The organism is Corynebacterium sp. ACRPQ, from assembly GCF_022347225.1.
In the GTDB taxonomy this organism is placed as follows: domain Bacteria; phylum Actinomycetota; class Actinomycetes; order Mycobacteriales; family Mycobacteriaceae; genus Corynebacterium; species Corynebacterium tuberculostearicum_D.
This window is the reverse complement of the sequence record NZ_JAKRNF010000001.1, coordinates 261,293-276,783: the sequence shown is the minus strand read 5'-3', so window position 1 is coordinate 276,783 and position 15,491 is coordinate 261,293. Positions and strand designations below refer to the sequence as shown.

Here is a 15,491-nt window from a genome sequence, read left to right as displayed (position 1 = left end):
CTAGGTCTACCAATTACTTTTATTCTGGAGACCTAACCTATGCTTTCTTTTTCTTCTAAGTTTGCGGCCACGCTCGGAGCTGCTGCGGTCACCATTGGTGTCGCTGCACCGATTGCTACGGCCGCGCCAGCCCCCGCGCCGCAGGACACCAAGCCCGCCATTTCCTGGGAAGACTGCCCTGAGCAGGTAGACATCGACAATGCCGAATGCGGCCGCATCGACGTGCCTACGTATTACGACAACCCTGAAGCCGGCACCATTAGCGTCGGCTTCGTGCGCGTTCCCGCCGCCAACCCAGGTGCCCGCCGTGGCGCGTTGTTTACCAACCCTGGTGGCCCTAGTGGCGATGCCTATGGCTGGGCCGGAAATAGCGCTATTCCATGGCCAAAAGCCGTGCGCGATGAGTGGGACACCATCGGTGTACAACCGCGTGGCCTGCCCGGCTCCACGCCAGTAAAGTGCGATGCCACGGCCACCAGTAATCCGCTCCAAGGAAGCCTCCAGGTAGGTAAGCTCACCCGCGATGCCTGCGAAAAGCACACCCCGGGCTATACCAACTCGCTGACCACCGCGAATACCCTGCAGGACTGGGAAATGGTGCGCCGCGCCTTGGGCGAAGAAAAGATTGACATCGCCGGCACCTCCTATGGCACCTACCTCGGCTCCGCCTACGCCACCAAGTATCCGGAGCATACCGGCAAGGTCCTGTTGGATTCGGGCATGAGCCCCAAGCTGGCGTGGAATGGCATCTTTGCTTCGCAACAGCGTGGCTATGAAAAGGGACTGCATGATCTCTTCGGGTTCATTGCCAAAAATAACGCCAAGTACCACCTTGGCACTACCCCATTGCAGGTCTATGAAAAGTGGTCGCAAAAGGTAGCCCGTGAGGCCGGCGTTCGCCCCACGGTCTTGCCCCCAAATGCCAAGATTGGTGACCTTCCTCCAGGTCTCGAGTTTGCCGGCCAGCCTGGCGCGGACATCATGACCGCCACCGGCCCGCTGCGGGTGCAAGCGGAGTTCCTCAACCAGAAGATTCAGCACCCCAATGCCGTGCAGGTTTCCTCCCCACTCTTGGGCATGACGCGCGTCGTTGTTCCGGTTCCTGCGCAGTGGGATGCCTTTGCCAAGCACTTGAATGGCAGCGAGCCCATGGATGCCGAGCAGCCCGACCCGGAGGCAGTGCGCAAGGAGCAAGAATCCGTGGCTCAGGCGATGAATATGCAAAACCTCATCGTCTGCAATGAAAACACCGTGCCGGGTAATCCGCTGCTGTACCCAAGCTACCTATGGGCCAACTTCGTCAGCGTTGACCCATTCACCCTCATCAACTCCCTCTACGGCTCCGGCGCGGGCTGCGGTGGCCGCGCGCCGGTCACGGGCCAGGCGCCTCTCGATGGCTCTAAGCTGGCCACCAAGCCCCTCCAAATCCAGGCAACGGGCGACCCGCAAACGCCGTACCAATACCACACCAGCCTCTCCAAGCCGATGCAGTCGCGTGTGGTCACCGTCCACGGCCCCGGCCATGCCCACTTTGCGTCCCAGAATAAGGTCGTTGATGACATTGGCGTGCACTACCTGCGCACCGGCGAAGTCACTACTGCCGACGCCCCCGGGTTGATTTAGTCCCCCGCTAACCCATGCGCTAAAATCACATCGTTGGGAATTTTCCCAGCGATGTCTCCGTAGCTCAGCGGATTAGAGCATCGGTTTCCGGTACCGAAGGTCGCAGGTTCGATCCCTGTCGGGGACACGGTTAGAAGTGGGGTTTCACGAAACTGTTCCAATCTTTTCACGAAACCTCCTGCCGGCCGAAGGAAAACGGCCGCGAACACAAAAATGACCCGCTCTGTTCGTTCGGAGGGGTCATTTTTCTTTGTCTGAACGCCGTTCCTGCTCGGGTTATAGCGCGGATTGTTTATGAGCGCGGACCGAGCCGCGGAAGAGTTTCCGTACTCATCTGGTGGCGCGGTTTTTGCAGCGCTTCATAGCGGTCTTGTTGCTGTGATCACGCAGGACTGGCTGCGGGTAGTTGTTGGGGTCTGAACAGAGAGGGGTGCGCCCAGTCGGGGCCGTTTGGAACACTGCTGCTCCGTCAGAGCCCGAAGGCTCCGCCGCTGACGAGGATCACGATGCCGAGGCCGATGAGAACGATGGGAAAGAGGATGCCCTCCCAGCGTTCGAGCACTTCCGCGATCGGGGGGCGGGTGGCGACAAACTTTGCCAGGGCCACCAAGACCGCAACGAGCGCGAGGAAGATAACGCAGTAGGCGACTACCGCGAGAGGTTCCACGCTGAGGAATACAGGGGTGTAGACACCGATGTTGTCGCCGCCATTGGCAAACGTGACGCCTGCGACTGTCCAAACGCCGACCTTCTTGCCGGCAACCTTGGCCTCGTCGTCATCGTCGTTATCGTCTCCGCGCCAGGCCTGCCATGCGGCCCAGAGGCCGATGCCCAGAGGGATGAGACCAAAGTATGGAATAGCTGCCGGGGGCAGAAATGCTCCGGCGCCGATGGTCACAAGGATCGCGGCGACGAGGATGCCGGCAAAACCGAGGTACTGGCCGGCCAAAATACGGGCGGTGGTTCCGCTCTGGCCTGCCCCTCGCGCGAAGAAGAGGGAGAGCACGATGATGTCGTCGATGTTGGTAGTTGCGAACAGGCCTATCGCCTGCAAGACCGTGGTGAGGATCATGCGCCCTCCCCAGCTACGTCGCATCCGGGAAGCGAGCAGGCGGAATCCATGCACGGGGCGTCTTCGTCTACTGCCAGGGTGGCATCGACCAGTGTCGTCAGCGCCTGCGCCAGGTGGGGATCGGCAATCTCGTATCGTGTCCGACGACCCTCGGGCTCGGAGACGACGATCCCGCAATCGCGCAGGCATGCCAGGTGGTTGGACACATTCGGGCGTGTCAGGTCCAAAGCTCGAGCCAGTTCCGCCGGGTAAGCGGGATGGTCGAGCAGGGTCAAGATGATCCGCGATCGAGTGGGATCGGCCAGTGCACGACCCAGGCGGTTCATCACGTCGAGACGTGAAGCAATAGTCAGCATGGACTGAACTATACAGCGAGCACTGAACATGTCAAGTCCGATGTAGCGGCGTGTGCTGCTCAGAAAACAGTGGAAGTGGCAGAGATTCCGGCAAAGTTGCGAAACAGCGTCGCCAGCTCGAGATCCAAGTTGTGCGCGAGCCTGGCGTAGTTGGCGAGGTCTGTTTTCAGGCGCGAAGAAGAGACTCGAACGACCGAAACTCGATGATGTCGTCGTCTCGAACCGGGAAGGCTCAAACAAACTTATCGACCTCACCCGCAGCCTCGCCTCGATTCCCGTTACCGGCGAGAAAACCTCCAGGGTTGACGATGACGTCCTCAACCGCATCATCGCCGACCAAAGCGAACTTCAGCGGCTGTACAAGCGAGACCCTAAGGCGCTCCAGGTACTCGTAGAAACCGAGACCTCGGCCGCCGAGATCAAGGAACTGAAGAACCGTCGCGACGTCGTTAACACTATGCAATCGTGGCTCGACGACCACGAAGCGTTTGCCGAAGCGAAAAACGCGGCGGGTGGCGCTGAGAAGGCGTGGTAGAACCTTCTCGAAGCCAACCCATGGGCCCTCGGCGTTGGTCTCGGAAGTAGACTCTACACCACTTGGGACGAGAGAAATCTTGAGCAAACAGTTCGCGGAGCAAACCTGCACGCTTCCGGGAAACGCGCCGACGCCTTCTTAGTGTCCAACGGCCTGCTGCGTTCAGTGGCACTGGCAGAGATTAAACACCCGGACACGCCTTTGCTGACATGGGACCAATACCGCAGTGCTGTTTACGGGATCAGCCGCGATTTCTTCGGCGCAGTAGCCCAGGCCAAGAAACGGTTCTAGTCGCCAAAGAGAGCCACGCTAGATGGATTGCCGAGAGGAACACCGAGGGAGGCAGCACTGGCGACGGTGCGAATTTGGTCGAGCCACGCTCGTTTTTGGTGATCGGCTCCATGAGCGACTTGTGTAGCTCGCAAGGAAACCGGATTGACGCGAAGTTCCGTAGCTTTGAAAGTTTCCTCTCGAACCTTAGGTCACCGGAGGTGCTTACCTTTGACGAACTTGTCGAGCGGACGCGGTGGAATGTGGAGCTTGCTGAGAAGCGAGAAGGCACGGATGCGGAGGTTCCTAACTTTGAGTTCTAAGACGAAGTTCCTGCTCGCGGCATTTGTTTGACTACTGTCGTGTAGCCGCGGATCTGATATAACTGGTCAGGGGGTTTCGTGAAAGCCCCGAAGCCTTGATTCATCACCTTCTTGACGCATAGAGATATTCTGAACGCAAATTTTTCGCGCTAGCCAAACGCGCGAAGATAGCGAACGGCCCCCGCGGGGCCTCGTGTCCAATAGGCAGGACAGTACAATACTCAGCCGGCGTGCCAGTAAAATACGCTCCTGGTATCTGCTTAGAGCCGAAGCGGCAGTAATAATCCGGCTCCCCTAAAACAACGGTGCCAGCAGCACCCGCCTGCTTTAACTGGTTCAGAGCGGCTTTGATGAGCGCACTGCCGATTCCATTTCCCTGCTGATCCGGCGAGACTGATACGGGGCCAAGGCCGAACCACCCTTCCGTAGAATCAAACGTAACTGGGGACGCTGCAATATGATCTACGCGGTGGTCGCCTTTATGCTCACCGAAACGAGGCTTCACCCGGGTAACAGATACACCACGCTAAAGGGCGCAACCAGGGAAAGCGTTGCAACGACTCTCAGAACTCAAGATGTGCACCAGATGCACAGCCCTTAAAGTACGGCTGCGGCAATGATGGAAACAATTGCTGCTCCAGTAAAGAAAGGAATAGACGTTATAATTTTACGCCTATTCCTGATTGAAAGATTTCCAACGTCGGTAGAGCGCGTTGAATAGTCTCGCTGCAGAAAAGAACACGATAAAAAGAAAAACCGAAGACAAGCAGAAGATTAAAATCGCTTCCACCAGGGTTCCCTGCTCACTCTGGAGCGATATAATTGTGACCGCGATAGCTCCTAAGAGAGACGCGGTGACTACTTGCCAAAGAGGCCAAGCCCCATTTTTCATAAGTGTCCTACTCAGCTCTTAAGTAATCTGATACCACCTAATCATAAGCGCTAATACGGCATTACGAATGGGGACCTTTGCAGCGTTTGCGACAGGACGAAGCAACGGAGGGACTGCCCCTGTGATGCAGCCACCAATTAGCGCATCAACACGGGCTTCGGCTTCTAATCTGTGACCATGCCTTATTTTACTAACCAGCTCGCTTGCAGCCGCTCCTCCAAGAGCCCCTACGACGCAGCCACCAATTGCAGCAATGAACGGCAGAATAGCGGCTGGAACCGCACGGACAGAAACCTCTTCCGAATCAGAATGTTGCTTCTGGATTGCTTCAACTTCACGAAGCGAAGGCATTATCTCAGCTTGAGCTTCCGGATCGCTTGGAAAAAGTGCCGCAGCTACGCCTTCCGGAGTAGATTCTTTCGAGGCATTGTCGAGAGCTTCATAAAACTCCGGTGGAAACCCTTCCACCCTTTCACTATAGATTGGGGCAGATTCTGAAATACTGTCAGCACTTGCAGCGGGAACTATGGACAAAGTAGACGTTGGAAGAACGGTTGACATCAGGAAAGCAACCATTTTTCTTCTGGCAGAACGAGTAGTTTTCTGCTCACTTTGCGAATTCAAGACGTAACTGCGGGGCACAATAAGTCTTTCGGTATTGAGACGCCTGTCATAGTTGAAATAACTTTGACGTCAACTGTCTTGTTTTCATGAGACAATCGGAAAGAAATATCACCTAGATGCCTTATCTCCTTCCAATACCGAAACCACCCGAGTTCCAACAATCGCTCTAGCCATGTACACAAAATCGGAACGAAAGTGACCACCTTTTCGGGGGCAACCTATCACTGGTTTTCTGGGGAATATGGCCAGGAAAAATCGGGAATCCCCGCGCACACGGCGGATTCAATGTCGGACTCGTGGCCGGCTTGCACAGCTTGCCGGGCGGTGTGTCTGATACTGTCGGCGTATGTCTACCTTCCTGGACAGCGCGGTTTTCCGTCTCGCGGACCGGGTCGAGCTACGAAACGGGTGCCTGATCGTGGCAGTGACTTTCCAGTTCAGCGTGGTGGCGTGAAACATTTCGGATGAGGCCGTAGAACACCGGTAGCAAGGGTGTGGGGTTGGAGCTGGTGAAGGAGTTTTCCGACCCCGCTGCCCAGCAGGATTTTCTGGTGGGCAGCGGTTTATTTTTCTCCGGTCAGCTAGGTCTTCCTTAGCTGGACACGAGCCTTCTATCGCCACTCTGGATTGTCGGTATCCACCCCTTGCGCCTTAGCAGCATGCTCAATGGCGTCCGCCAACCATTGCGCCAACCCCTCTTGCTGCGTTTCATAGTGGGCACGGAAGCGTTCATCAGCCACGTAGCCGCGCGAGATTAAGAAGTGCTTTGCCGGCGAGACGGGAAAGAAGGCGCTTAATGCTTCGCGGTGCTTTTCGACGATCCCCTGCGCCTCCTCCGAATCCGGTGTCTTACCGCTCGCTACAGCTTCGGCAAGTTCTTTTTCCACCTCAGCCACGCCGGCTTGAGCATCGCTCCAGTTCTTCTCCGACCAACCGGCAGTGCGCTGCTGATACACAGCCCAATCCTCGCTCGATCCGTAGGCCTCTTCGGCTTCTTGTTGATGCGCGGCGAAGTTGGCATCGCCGACAATCTGTCCGATTTCTTCGGTGGTGAGCTTTCGGTTATTCATTGCATCCTCCATCAAGGTGTCAATTGCTGCCAGCATGTCGCTAAGACTGTCTCGCTGCGCGAGCAGGCTTTCTCTTTGCCTCCGTAGATGCTCCACATCGGAGGAACCGCCATCTAGCAGCTGTTTAATATCGGTCAATTTCATACCGGTAGCGCGGTAGATCAGAATCTTCTGCACGCGGGCGCAGTCCTGTTCGGTATAGAGCCGGTAGTTGGACCAGCTGCGCCACGTGGGAGATAGCAAGCCTTGTGCCTCCCAGTGGTGCAAGGTGCGCACCGTAATGCGGAAGAGCGCTGCTACCTCGCCAACGGTATAAAGAACTTCATCGATGTCGTCCATGGCTTCATTGTCACGCCTAACGCCACGTCAGGGTCAACCCCAGAGAAAATCTGCAGAAACTGTTGCCAGAGTGTTGGGTTTATGCAACACTTGAATGCATGACAGCAAACGACGCCCCTGTTTCAACAACGATCCGCGCCGAACGGTTCCGCAGGCCCGGCCCCACCCGTGGATTAATCGCGGCAATGTATGGCTGCGTGGCCGTATCCGCGATTTTCCTCGTCATTGCACTGGCATTTTCCGCCTATTGGGCTCTCTTTGCCACGTCGATAACAATCGCACTCTCGTGCATCCCGTGGACCATTCTGCGGATTTCCATCGACACCAAAGATACTAAGCCCCTGGCCACCCTCGATGAATATGAAGCCCAGGTGCTGGACCACTGGCGGCAAAAGGCGTTCAAGCTGTCAACGACATTGCTATTCGTCGGAGGATTGGCTGCTTTCGCATCTAATTTCCGGTTTCTGAGCGGAGATACCTTCGAAATAAATAGCACCAAATTTCTGTTAGGAGTCGGCTACTACCTGCTTTTTAGCTACTTCATCTCTGGCACCTTGCCCGCTGTCGGCTACGCACTGACCTTCAACCAGAACTCGGAGGACTAAACATGCCCACTTTGACCATCGATCACCTCAATAAGTCCTTCGGGGAGACTCAAGCCCTGCGGGATATGACCTTTAGCGTTGGCGAAGGCGAAATCTTCGGCTTCGTCGGCTCCAACGGCGCCGGAAAGTCCACCACCATGCGCATTGCGCTTGGTGTGCTAGCGAAAGACTCCGGCGAAGTCTATTTCGATAGCACCCCAATTAATGACGATAATCGCCGCCGCATAGGTTATATGCCTGAAGAGCGCGGCCTCTACGGCAAGGAGCCGTTGCTGAGCCAGCTAGTCTTCCTCGGCACGCTGCACGGCATGGATAAACCCGCTGCCAAGCGCGCCGGCGCTGAGCTCCTTGAGCAGCTTGGCCTGGGCGAGCGTATGGACGATAAGCTCGATGACCTGTCTTTGGGCAACCAGCAGAGGGTGCAGCTGGCAGCCTCCCTTATCCATGATCCTGACATGCTGATTCTGGACGAGCCCTTCTCCGGCCTAGACCCGGTTGCGGTCAACGTCATGTCAGACATGCTGCGCGAGCGCGCCAACCGCGGCGTGCCCGTCATTTTCTCCTCGCACCAGTTGGACCTGGTGCAGCGCTTGTGTGACCGCGTAGGCATTGTGACGAAGGGGCAGATGGTGGCTGAAGGGGGCGTCGACAAGCTGCGCAGCCAAGGCCCTCCCCGCTTTGAGGTGGCTACCCCAGCGCGCGGCTGGTATCCGGAAGGCACGGAGCTGGTGGCAGAAACTGCCGACGCCGTCGTGCTCGAGGCCGATGAAACCATCGATGACCAGGCAATCCTGCAGGCAGCCCTAGCCGCAGGCCCGGTACATTCCTTCGGCCGCAAGATCCCAGACCTGACCGAGCTTTTCCAGGACGTCGTCACCAGCAACCAGAACGAGGAGGCCTAGGCCATGCAGTATTCCGCAATGAAGACCATCGGGGTTGTCGCCAGGCGTGAGATGGCAGTCGCACTAAAGTCGAAGATGGTGGTGGGCACCATGCTGCTGCTCATCCTCGGTGCCATTATCGCCCCTATCGCTATCAATTTCTTCAGCGGCGATGACGAACCAGATTCCGTAGCCGTCGTGGGGATGGAAGCGTCTGCCTTTGATGATTCCGGCATCGATGCCACCGCGGCGAAAGACCGCGCAGAAGCCCAGCAGATGGTAGAGAATGAAGACGCCGATGCCGCCTTAGTGCCGGCAGAGGATGACGGCTGGGATCTCCTCAGCAAGAGCGATACGCCTGCCGCGGTCACCACCACCGTCAACCAAATCGTTGCTTCTCAAGCACAAGCAACGGCGCTGGATAAGCTCAATATCGACCCACAGGATTTAGCAGACGCTACCCCATCCACCACAGTCAACCAGGTGAACTTAGAAGAAGAGGACGGCACGGAACAAAAGATGGCCGGCGTAGCCACGGTCCTCATTGGCGCAATGGTGGTCGTCTTTTCCGTCATGACCTTCGCCGGCCTCATTGGCGGCCGCGTCACGGAGGAAAAGTCGTCCCGAGTGGTGGAAATTATCTTGTCTTCCGTGCGTCCGGTGGACTTTTTGGCCGGCAAGATTCTGGGCAATACCATCGTCGGATTCCTGGCCACGCTGCTCATTTTAGGCGGCGGTGCCATCTCCCTAGCTGTCACCGGACTGGCTAGTGACATCGAGCTGGACTACGGCTTGGTAGCCGTCCTCCTTGTTGGCGAGATTCTAGGCCTGCTCTTCTTTGGCAGCCTCTACGCTGCAGCCGGCTCGATGGTGCAGCGCACCGAGGATCTCCAATCCACGCAGGCACCTATCCTGTTCCTCGTCTTTGCCACCATGTATGTACCGATGTTCGGCTGGATGCACCTAGATGCCACATGGATGCAGGTCATGACCTGGCTGCCGCCGGTATCCATGCTGGTCGCCCCTATGCAGGTGGCCGGGGGCAACCTCAGCTGGCTGGGACTTGCCGCTAGCTACCTGCTCATGGCCTTGGTCACGGCACTTATTATCGTCATCGTTGGCCGCATCTACCGCCGCGCCATTTTGAACAATGGACGCAAAATGACCTGGCGCCAAGCCTTGGGCAAATAAAAATAATCCGGCTCCCCGCCGATTGTGCGGGAGCCGGATTCTTCTATGTGCCGAAGCTACTGAGTAATGAACTCGTTGGTGATCGGCTGGGTGATGTCCAAGGTGCCGTGCTCGATGTAGTACATACCGAAGAACATGGCAGCAACCATTACCAGTGCCAGCAGCATGTTCGGGATCCACTGCACAAAGACGGAAACCCAGCCCTTGCTCTTATCGCGAGCTGCCGCTTCGCGCTGTTCCTGAGCCTCACGCTCGTTCATAATGATAAAACCTTTCGATCCACCGAGGATTAACTACGGATATCTTAACAGTTAAGTGCCCACAAGGCCGCATTCCTCGCACTTTTGATTGACACCAAAATTCGGCAATTAAATTCCTGGGTCCTCATCATTGAGCAGCGCCTCTACGAAGGACTCGCGGTCTCCAAGCATGCGCTCAATGTCCTCTTCTGCGCCGACGATCCACAGCTCGGTGTCTTGGTCATAGGTGAGAGCGGAATCTGGGTAGGCCTCTAGTGCCTCCTCCATGGCGGCAACCTGGTCCTCGCTGGCGGCGTTGTCCAAGTGCACCTCTGGATCGCCGATGCGCGGGCTAAGCTCCTCCAACGCGGTGATCCCGTAGGTCTTATATTGCTTCTTCGGGTGCTCAAAGAGCTCTTGTCCCATCATGGAGCTTAATCCTTTCCGTGTAGTAGCGAATCTGGCACGTACCCCTCATAGCCCGGGATGTTATTGACCTGAAGAACTCCGGTGAAAAAGCGCCGCAGCGCCGGTACGTCCTCGGGTTGAAGATGGTCAAAGACCATGCGGCGCACGGATTCCACGTGTTCAGGAGCGGCACGCCGCAGGTGTTCTAAGCCAACATGAGTCACGCACACGTTGATGCCGCGAGCATCCTCCTCGTCTGGTTCCTTGGTGAGCAGGCCGCGCTTTTCCATCCTGGTTACTTGGTGGGAGGCGCGGGAGCGGTCCCACTCCAGCTGCGTGCACAGTTCGTGCAGGCGCAGGCGTTGTTCCGGTGCCTCGGACAGGGCGACGAGGACGGCGAACTCGGAGGCAGATACCTCGCCGCCGGCCTTGAGCGTTTCCTCCATTCCCCTATCGATCTTGCGCACGGCGCCAAGGAGCAGGCGCCATAGCTCCTGCTCTTCGTCGTCTAACCAGCGAGTTTGATAAGGCATGGCACTAGATTACCCCTTTGAGCGCGGCTATGTCGCGCTCACTGCGTCCCGGCACGCGGGAGTAGCGCTCCGGCATGCAGGTAAAGACCAATACCTGGTTGTCTCGGCCCACGTGGGAAAAGAGCGTGGCCATAAGTTGCAGGCGGTGTGCATCGGTAGAGCCCAACGCGTCATCCACAATGACGGGAACCGACTCCGGCCCCACCAATTGCGCGATGGCAAAGCGGGTGAGGATGGCCAGCTGCTCTCGGGCACCACCGGACAAGCTCGCTAGGCTCACCGTCTCATTGTCCTGGGTGCGGGTGGTCACGCGGAGGTCGTCATCGAGCTCGAAAGTGATGTCGCCGCCGTACACGGTGCGGGCCAGCCGCGACAGTGCAGCCACGAAGGGCGCGGCGTAGCGCTGGCGGGCGGCGTCGCGGTGCTTGAGCAAAAGTTCTCGCAGATAGCGAGCGGCTTGCGCACGCTTGTCCACACTCTCATATACCGCCCGAGCCATCTCCACCGCCGCGGTGGCCTGTTGGGCGCGCTCGGCGGCACCGGAGTGGAAATTCACCTCGCTGGAAAGCCGGCCGAGGTCTACCTCGCAGCGTTGGATACGGTCGGTGAGGTAATCCAGGTGGGACTGCGCGCCTTCTACCAAGGAGTTGGCGGTCTCAAGGTCTACAGCTTCCATCTGATCCAGCTGCCCGCGCAGGTCTCCCACGACACTTTCTAGGCGGGTGACCTCGGCACGCAGGTCCTCGTCGGCGGCGCGTTCACGCGCGGAGGAAAGGTCTCGAGTCACGCGCTGCGCGTTTTCGCGGGCCGCAGCAAGTTCGGCATCGAGGCGCACAGCCTCATGGGCCAGGCGGCTTTCGCGGTACGGCACGAGTTCGCGGTCGAGCGCATCGACCTTTTCGCTCGCATCTTCCTCCGCGGCTTCGGCGGCGGCGAGGTCTAGCTCCTCCCCGTCCGCAAGGTCCGCGATCTTCTCAGCCAGCGCAGCATGCTGGGCGCGCAGCTCGCCCAAATCATCCGGTCCCAGTTCCGCGGCAAGGGCGCGGGTGGCGGCATCGAGGTCGTCGTTCTGCGCACGGTGCGTCTCATGGGCTTCTTCGGCCGCAGCTACTGAACCCACGCCCAGGGTATCGAGCAGTTCTTGCAACCGCGTGCGGGCCTGTTCCACATCGCGCTGGGTGTCCTCCGCGGAATAGGAACCGGCCGAGAAGCGGGCGGTGATATCGCCGATGGTGATTACGCGGGAATCGACAAGCTCGACGGCCGTGTCCTCCCCCACCTCGATGTCCTCGCCATCGACGCGGATGGTGGAGCCAGCAGGTCCGGAAAAATACACCTTGGCGGCCGCGGCCTCGTGCAGGCGCTCGGCCACCGACAGCGCTGAGTCTGCCTTATGCAGGCCGGTGATATCGGCCGCGGTCACCTCGCGGCCGCGCTGGGCGATGACCGCACGTGCCTGGTCTACCTCGACGGCTAGGCCGTCGAGCGATTCCAGCCGGGCGCTGAGCTGCTCGAACTTCTGCTTATCCTGCAGGCGACGTGCCTGTTTGAGAGTGGTGCGGGCCGCGGCATAGTCCGCTTTGGCCTCTGCCAGTTGCTTCTCCAGCAATTCTTTGGCCGCGGCTTCTTCCTTCGCCTTGTCTTGCGCGGCGGAGAGCTTATGCTGGGCGGCCTCGGTGGCCACGGCAGCTTCTTCGGCCGCGGTGACGAGCTCGGCACGCTCGGTGACCGCGGCTTGCGCACGGGCAAGGTCTTCTAAAGCACGAGCGAGGGTGGCCTTATGGGAGTCCAGGGTGGCCTGCGCGGTGGCGGCTTCCTCGGCCTGCGCCTGTTTGTCGGTGAGATCGGCGCGGGCGGCGGGGAGCTCTGCTTCAGCGGCGGCTTGGTCGCGCTCGAGTTGCTCGTAGCGCTCGACCACGGAATCGAGCTCGCGCAGGACGCGGGTGGCTTCTGTGTATTCCTCTTCGGCGCGGGCTAGGGCTGCGACGGCGTCCTTGTACTCGCCGGCCGGGTTACCTTTCGCCGCGGTGAAGTAGCGCTGGTATTCCTTGTCCACGCGAGCGAGCAACGCGGAATCGTCGCCGGAGACCTCGTCCTCGGCCAGGCCGGATTCGCGCTCGAGCGCGCGGGTCAGGCTAGGAATGCCGACGGCAGAGATGGCCTCGCCGGTGTCGTCTTGGCGCATAAAGAGGGCGTCGACAAGCGAGCGATCCAAATGCTCCGAAAGGATACGCTCCAGCTCATCGTCGGCCTGGCTGCCGGTAAACTGCGCCGGCCGTGGGGAAGAAATATTCAGTTCGCAGGACTTCTTGGATAGCCAACGCTTGGCAATGCGGAAGCGGTACTCCCCCACGCTTAGCTCGGCCGTTACTTCCGGGGCAACGTCCTTGCCCACCGGTTGCAGGGAGCGAATGCGCTTGGAGCGGCCGCTGTGCTTTTCGGTGAGCACCACGTCGAGTGCCTCCACGATGGTGGACTTGCCGGCCTCGTTCTCGCCATGGATGACCACGACGCCGGTCTCGGGCAGTTCATCGAGGACCAGGTGCTCAATGCCGCGGACGTTGTTAAGTTCTAGGCGGTGTATGCGCATTAGGACTGTCCCTCCAGGCGGAATAGCAGGTTGGCGGCGTCGCGGACGACTGGATCCTCGCGGTTATCTAGCAGTTCATGCAGCGCTTCGGCCGCGTAGCCGGAGATATCGAGGCTGGCTAATTCCTCCTCGCTGGGTTCCAAGTAAAGGTCCATGGTGCGCTCGCGCGGGCGCAGGGAGGCAAACACGGCCTCGTACTCGTCCAGGCCGCGCTGCAGGCGGGCGTGGGCCTCGACGCCGAGCGTGCCGCGCAGGCTATATTTCACGGCCGTGCGTACCTTATCCGTGTACTCGCCCAGGCGCGCGAGGAAGCGCTCCACGTCCTCGGCGGAATCCACGGCGGCATCAATGGCTTCAAAGGTCCAGCGGCCGATGCGGCGCTTGTCGACGTCCACCTCATCCCCCACGCGCACCACCAACGCATTGCCGGAATCGGCCTCGCCGCCACCGGTGCTCGTTTCCTTATAGTCCGTGGTTTCCGGGCTGCCGGAGAACCACACCCGGCCGGTGGTGCCGAGGCTGGCGGTGGAGTGGGTATCGCCCAGCGCCAGGTAGTCGATCACCCCGCGGTCCAGGCTATCCTCGACGAAGGCAAGGTCAATAGTATCGGCGTCATCCTCGCCAGAGCGGGAATCCACCTGGCCGTGACCAACGGCGATGCGAATGCCCTCGGCCGGCTCCAACGGTTCGAGCGCTTGGCGGACCAAGTCGTGATTCGCGCGCTTGGACAGGTACGGCGCACCGACCAACTCCACGCCGGGCGCGACCTCGATGGGCTCTGAGTCTGCGATGACGTGGACATTCTCCGCGCTGGTCTTATAAAAGACCGAATCAGCCACCAGCGGATCGTGGTTTCCCGGCAGGACATAAACCGGCACCGGCAGGAGCTTAAACATCTCCGTGGCGCGGGCAAGGATGTCGCGCGAGAGAGCATTGTGCTCAAAGACGTCGCCGGCCACGACGATGAACTCCGCGCCGGTTTCCTCAGCCAGCTCGCCTAGCCGCACGATGGCAGCCTCGCGGTCATCGTTAAACCGGCCTTGGGCCTCGCCCTTCAAGAACCAACGGGTCATGCCCAGCTGAAAATCGGAGGTATGGATAAACGTGGTAGCAGTCATTAGTGCGAGAGGTGGTAGTAGAGGTCTTCAATATCGGATACCGCACGCAGGAGATCCAGGTTGGTATGCGAAACCGAACGCATGGCCTTGCGCAGCAGATCCGGATCGGAGTCATCGATGGCCGGGGCGACCTTGGGCTGCGGCAGCTTCGGCAGCTCGCGCCCGTTCCAGAAGATGTCATTCTTTTCTTCCTCGGACAGGTCGCTCGGGGTAAAGCTTTCGCGGCTGACCGCCTTGGCCTGCTCTAAGACCATGCGCTCGAGCCGGGCAAAGTCCAGTCCACGCATATTAAAGATGACGGCTGGGTCCGCATCGGCGCGGGTGGCGAGCTTATCGCCCACCGCCACAATGTGCTTGCATACGTACTCGCCATCGGGGCAGTCACAGGTCAGGCGCAGGTCTTCGGCCTCGGGGGCGAAGAGGGTGTCTAGGGCGGCGTCGGAAAGCAGGCCCTTGCGCGCATTGGCCACGGAATTGGGGGTGCGGGCGAACTCGGTGGCCAGCTGGGCAATATCGTCGTTATTGCGGTACGGCAGCTGGATGAGCACCGCAAAGGGCTCGTTCTGGGAGCCTGCCACGCGCCCGTGGATGGCGCCGTTGCGCACCTCGAGGCCCACGACGTGTCCGCCTTCGGCATACTGGCGGCCGCGGGTAATCCGGCCGCGATCCGCACCATGCGAGGTAAAGGCCGCAATCCGCGAAGCCGTAGTGGACAGGATGCGCCCGCTGCGGTCTACGTGATTGACCTCGGCCGGGGTGCTTACTCGTTTGCGGGTGCCAAAATTGGCATAGATGACGTTGTCGTCGCCTTTAACGGCCATG

At 59.2% G+C, this 15,491-nt stretch carries 16 protein-coding genes, 1 tRNA gene and 2 pseudogenes; 8 read left to right on the top strand and 11 right to left on the bottom strand.

The features are described from left to right. Nucleotides 1-39 precede the first annotated feature (39 nt). Together MHY24_RS01300 and MHY24_RS01295 are read left to right on the top strand one after the other, a co-directional pair. The gene (locus tag MHY24_RS01300; protein WP_239228079.1) at nt 40-1,623 is read left to right on the top strand and encodes an alpha/beta fold hydrolase; all 1,584 of its coding nucleotides are present in this window, start codon (nt 40-42) and stop codon (nt 1,621-1,623) included. 53 nt (nt 1,624-1,676) lie between these two features. Continuing rightward, nucleotides 1,677-1,750: transfer RNA gene (locus MHY24_RS01295), tRNA-Arg, on the top strand. A gap of 342 nt (nt 1,751-2,092) precedes the next feature. On the opposite strand, the gene MHY24_RS01290 is transcribed toward MHY24_RS01295, so the two are convergent. Both MHY24_RS01290 and MHY24_RS01285 read right to left on the bottom strand, forming a co-directional pair. Continuing rightward, complete coding sequence (locus tag MHY24_RS01290) at nt 2,093-2,695, bottom strand: cadmium resistance transporter (RefSeq protein ID WP_239228078.1); 603 nt, start codon at nt 2,693-2,695, stop codon at nt 2,093-2,095. After that, nucleotides 2,692-3,051: a helix-turn-helix transcriptional regulator gene (locus MHY24_RS01285; protein ID WP_239228077.1), complete on the bottom strand. Its 360-nt coding sequence runs from the start codon at nt 3,049-3,051 to the stop codon at nt 2,692-2,694. The genes MHY24_RS01290 and MHY24_RS01285 overlap by 4 nt, the downstream gene beginning before the upstream one ends. Nucleotides 3,052-3,103: 52 nt before the next feature. On the opposite strand from MHY24_RS01285, the gene MHY24_RS01280 reads away from it, so the two are divergent. The 3 genes and pseudogenes from MHY24_RS01280 to MHY24_RS12120 form a co-directional block, all read left to right on the top strand. Next, complete coding sequence (locus MHY24_RS01280) at nt 3,104-3,586, top strand: hypothetical protein (RefSeq protein WP_239228076.1); 483 nt, start codon at nt 3,104-3,106, stop codon at nt 3,584-3,586. A gap of 15 nt (nt 3,587-3,601) precedes the next feature. Next, nucleotides 3,602-3,877 (top strand): annotated as a pseudogene (locus tag MHY24_RS12125) (Shedu anti-phage system protein SduA domain-containing protein); the annotation flags it as partial. Beyond that, nucleotides 3,796-4,041 (top strand): annotated as a pseudogene (locus MHY24_RS12120) (hypothetical protein); the annotation flags it as partial. The pseudogenes MHY24_RS12125 and MHY24_RS12120, both read left to right, overlap by 82 nt. A 241-nt stretch (nt 4,042-4,282) precedes the next feature. Here the strand turns inward: MHY24_RS12120 and MHY24_RS01270 are convergent. The 3 genes from MHY24_RS01270 to MHY24_RS01260 all read right to left on the bottom strand — a co-directional run bounded on the left by MHY24_RS01270 (nt 4,283) and on the right by MHY24_RS01260 (nt 7,104). Then, nucleotides 4,283-4,684, bottom strand: a complete 402-nt coding sequence (locus MHY24_RS01270; RefSeq protein ID WP_239228075.1) for a GNAT family N-acetyltransferase — start codon at nt 4,682-4,684, stop codon at nt 4,283-4,285. A 405-nt stretch (nt 4,685-5,089) separates the two neighbouring features. Then, nucleotides 5,090-5,647 carry a hypothetical protein gene (locus MHY24_RS01265; protein ID WP_204609464.1) on the bottom strand — a complete coding sequence of 186 codons (558 nt, stop codon included), beginning with the start codon at nt 5,645-5,647 and terminating at the stop codon, nt 5,090-5,092. Between the two features lie 659 nt (nt 5,648-6,306). After that, nucleotides 6,307-7,104 carry a MerR family transcriptional regulator gene (locus tag MHY24_RS01260; RefSeq protein WP_239228074.1) on the bottom strand — a complete coding sequence of 266 codons (798 nt, stop codon included), beginning with the start codon at nt 7,102-7,104 and terminating at the stop codon, nt 6,307-6,309. A 98-nt stretch (nt 7,105-7,202) separates the two neighbouring features. Here MHY24_RS01260 and MHY24_RS01255 point away from each other — a divergent pair, with 98 nt between their 5' ends. The 3 genes from MHY24_RS01255 to MHY24_RS01245 are packed head-to-tail and all read left to right on the top strand — an operon-like array spanning nt 7,203 to nt 9,781. Then, the gene (locus tag MHY24_RS01255) at nt 7,203-7,709 is read left to right on the top strand and encodes a hypothetical protein (RefSeq protein ID WP_239228073.1); all 507 of its coding nucleotides are present in this window, start codon (nt 7,203-7,205) and stop codon (nt 7,707-7,709) included. 2 nt (nt 7,710-7,711) lie between these two features. Then, a complete protein-coding gene (locus MHY24_RS01250) occupies nt 7,712-8,611 on the top strand; it encodes an ABC transporter ATP-binding protein (RefSeq protein ID WP_239228072.1) in 900 nt (299 codons plus the stop codon). 3 nt (nt 8,612-8,614) lie between these two features. Beyond that, nucleotides 8,615-9,781 (top strand): ABC transporter permease, encoded by a 1,167-nt coding sequence (locus tag MHY24_RS01245; protein ID WP_239228071.1) that lies wholly within the window; start codon nt 8,615-8,617, stop codon nt 9,779-9,781. A gap of 56 nt (nt 9,782-9,837) precedes the next feature. Here the strand turns inward: MHY24_RS01245 and MHY24_RS01240 are convergent, their stop codons facing one another. The 6 genes from MHY24_RS01240 to MHY24_RS01215 form a co-directional block, all read right to left on the bottom strand. After that, complete coding sequence (locus MHY24_RS01240; RefSeq protein WP_005323426.1) at nt 9,838-10,041, bottom strand: hypothetical protein; 204 nt, start codon at nt 10,039-10,041, stop codon at nt 9,838-9,840. Nucleotides 10,042-10,149: 108 nt separating this feature from the next. Next, entirely contained in the window at nt 10,150-10,449 is a 300-nt protein-coding gene (locus MHY24_RS01235) for a molecular chaperone GrpE (protein WP_239228070.1), read from the bottom strand. A gap of 5 nt (nt 10,450-10,454) precedes the next feature. Beyond that, nucleotides 10,455-10,961 (bottom strand): MarR family winged helix-turn-helix transcriptional regulator, encoded by a 507-nt coding sequence (locus MHY24_RS01230; RefSeq protein WP_239228069.1) that lies wholly within the window; start codon nt 10,959-10,961, stop codon nt 10,455-10,457. A 4-nt stretch (nt 10,962-10,965) separates the two neighbouring features. Continuing rightward, a complete protein-coding gene (locus MHY24_RS01225; protein ID WP_239228068.1) occupies nt 10,966-13,551 on the bottom strand; it encodes an AAA family ATPase in 2,586 nt (861 codons plus the stop codon). Then, nucleotides 13,551-14,669 carry an exonuclease SbcCD subunit D gene (locus MHY24_RS01220; protein WP_239228067.1) on the bottom strand — a complete coding sequence of 373 codons (1,119 nt, stop codon included), beginning with the start codon at nt 14,667-14,669 and terminating at the stop codon, nt 13,551-13,553. The genes MHY24_RS01225 and MHY24_RS01220 overlap by 1 nt, the downstream gene beginning before the upstream one ends. After that, entirely contained in the window at nt 14,669-15,490 is an 822-nt protein-coding gene (locus MHY24_RS01215; protein WP_200435167.1) for an SWIM zinc finger family protein, read from the bottom strand. The genes MHY24_RS01220 and MHY24_RS01215 overlap by 1 nt, the downstream gene beginning before the upstream one ends. Nucleotide 15,491 lies beyond the last annotated feature (1 nt).

Excerpts from the sequence above, each read along its gene's own strand:
- MHY24_RS01235 (WP_239228070.1), bottom strand. The coding sequence starts at position 10,449 with ATGATGGGACAAGAGCTCTTTGAGCACCCGAAGAAGCAATATAAGACC.
- MHY24_RS01260 (WP_239228074.1), bottom strand. The coding sequence starts at position 7,104 with ATGGACGACATCGATGAAGTTCTTTATACCGTTGGCGAGGTAGCAGCG.
- MHY24_RS01265 (WP_204609464.1), bottom strand. The coding sequence starts at position 5,647 with ATGGTTGCTTTCCTGATGTCAACCGTTCTTCCAACGTCTACTTTGTCC.
- MHY24_RS01300 (WP_239228079.1), top strand. The coding sequence starts at position 40 with ATGCTTTCTTTTTCTTCTAAGTTTGCGGCCACGCTCGGAGCTGCTGCG.
- MHY24_RS01255 (WP_239228073.1), top strand. The coding sequence starts at position 7,203 with ATGACAGCAAACGACGCCCCTGTTTCAACAACGATCCGCGCCGAACGG.
- MHY24_RS01290 (WP_239228078.1), bottom strand. The coding sequence starts at position 2,695 with ATGATCCTCACCACGGTCTTGCAGGCGATAGGCCTGTTCGCAACTACC.
- MHY24_RS01220 (WP_239228067.1), bottom strand. The coding sequence starts at position 14,669 with ATGACTGCTACCACGTTTATCCATACCTCCGATTTTCAGCTGGGCATG.
- MHY24_RS01225 (WP_239228068.1), bottom strand. The coding sequence starts at position 13,551 with ATGCGCATACACCGCCTAGAACTTAACAACGTCCGCGGCATTGAGCAC.
- MHY24_RS01250 (WP_239228072.1), top strand. The coding sequence starts at position 7,712 with ATGCCCACTTTGACCATCGATCACCTCAATAAGTCCTTCGGGGAGACT.
- MHY24_RS01240 (WP_005323426.1), bottom strand. The coding sequence starts at position 10,041 with ATGAACGAGCGTGAGGCTCAGGAACAGCGCGAAGCGGCAGCTCGCGAT.
- MHY24_RS01245 (WP_239228071.1), top strand. The coding sequence starts at position 8,615 with ATGCAGTATTCCGCAATGAAGACCATCGGGGTTGTCGCCAGGCGTGAG.
- MHY24_RS01285 (WP_239228077.1), bottom strand. The coding sequence starts at position 3,051 with ATGCTGACTATTGCTTCACGTCTCGACGTGATGAACCGCCTGGGTCGT.
- MHY24_RS01230 (WP_239228069.1), bottom strand. The coding sequence starts at position 10,961 with ATGCCTTATCAAACTCGCTGGTTAGACGACGAAGAGCAGGAGCTATGG.
- MHY24_RS01215 (WP_200435167.1), bottom strand. The coding sequence starts at position 15,490 with ATGGCCGTTAAAGGCGACGACAACGTCATCTATGCCAATTTTGGCACC.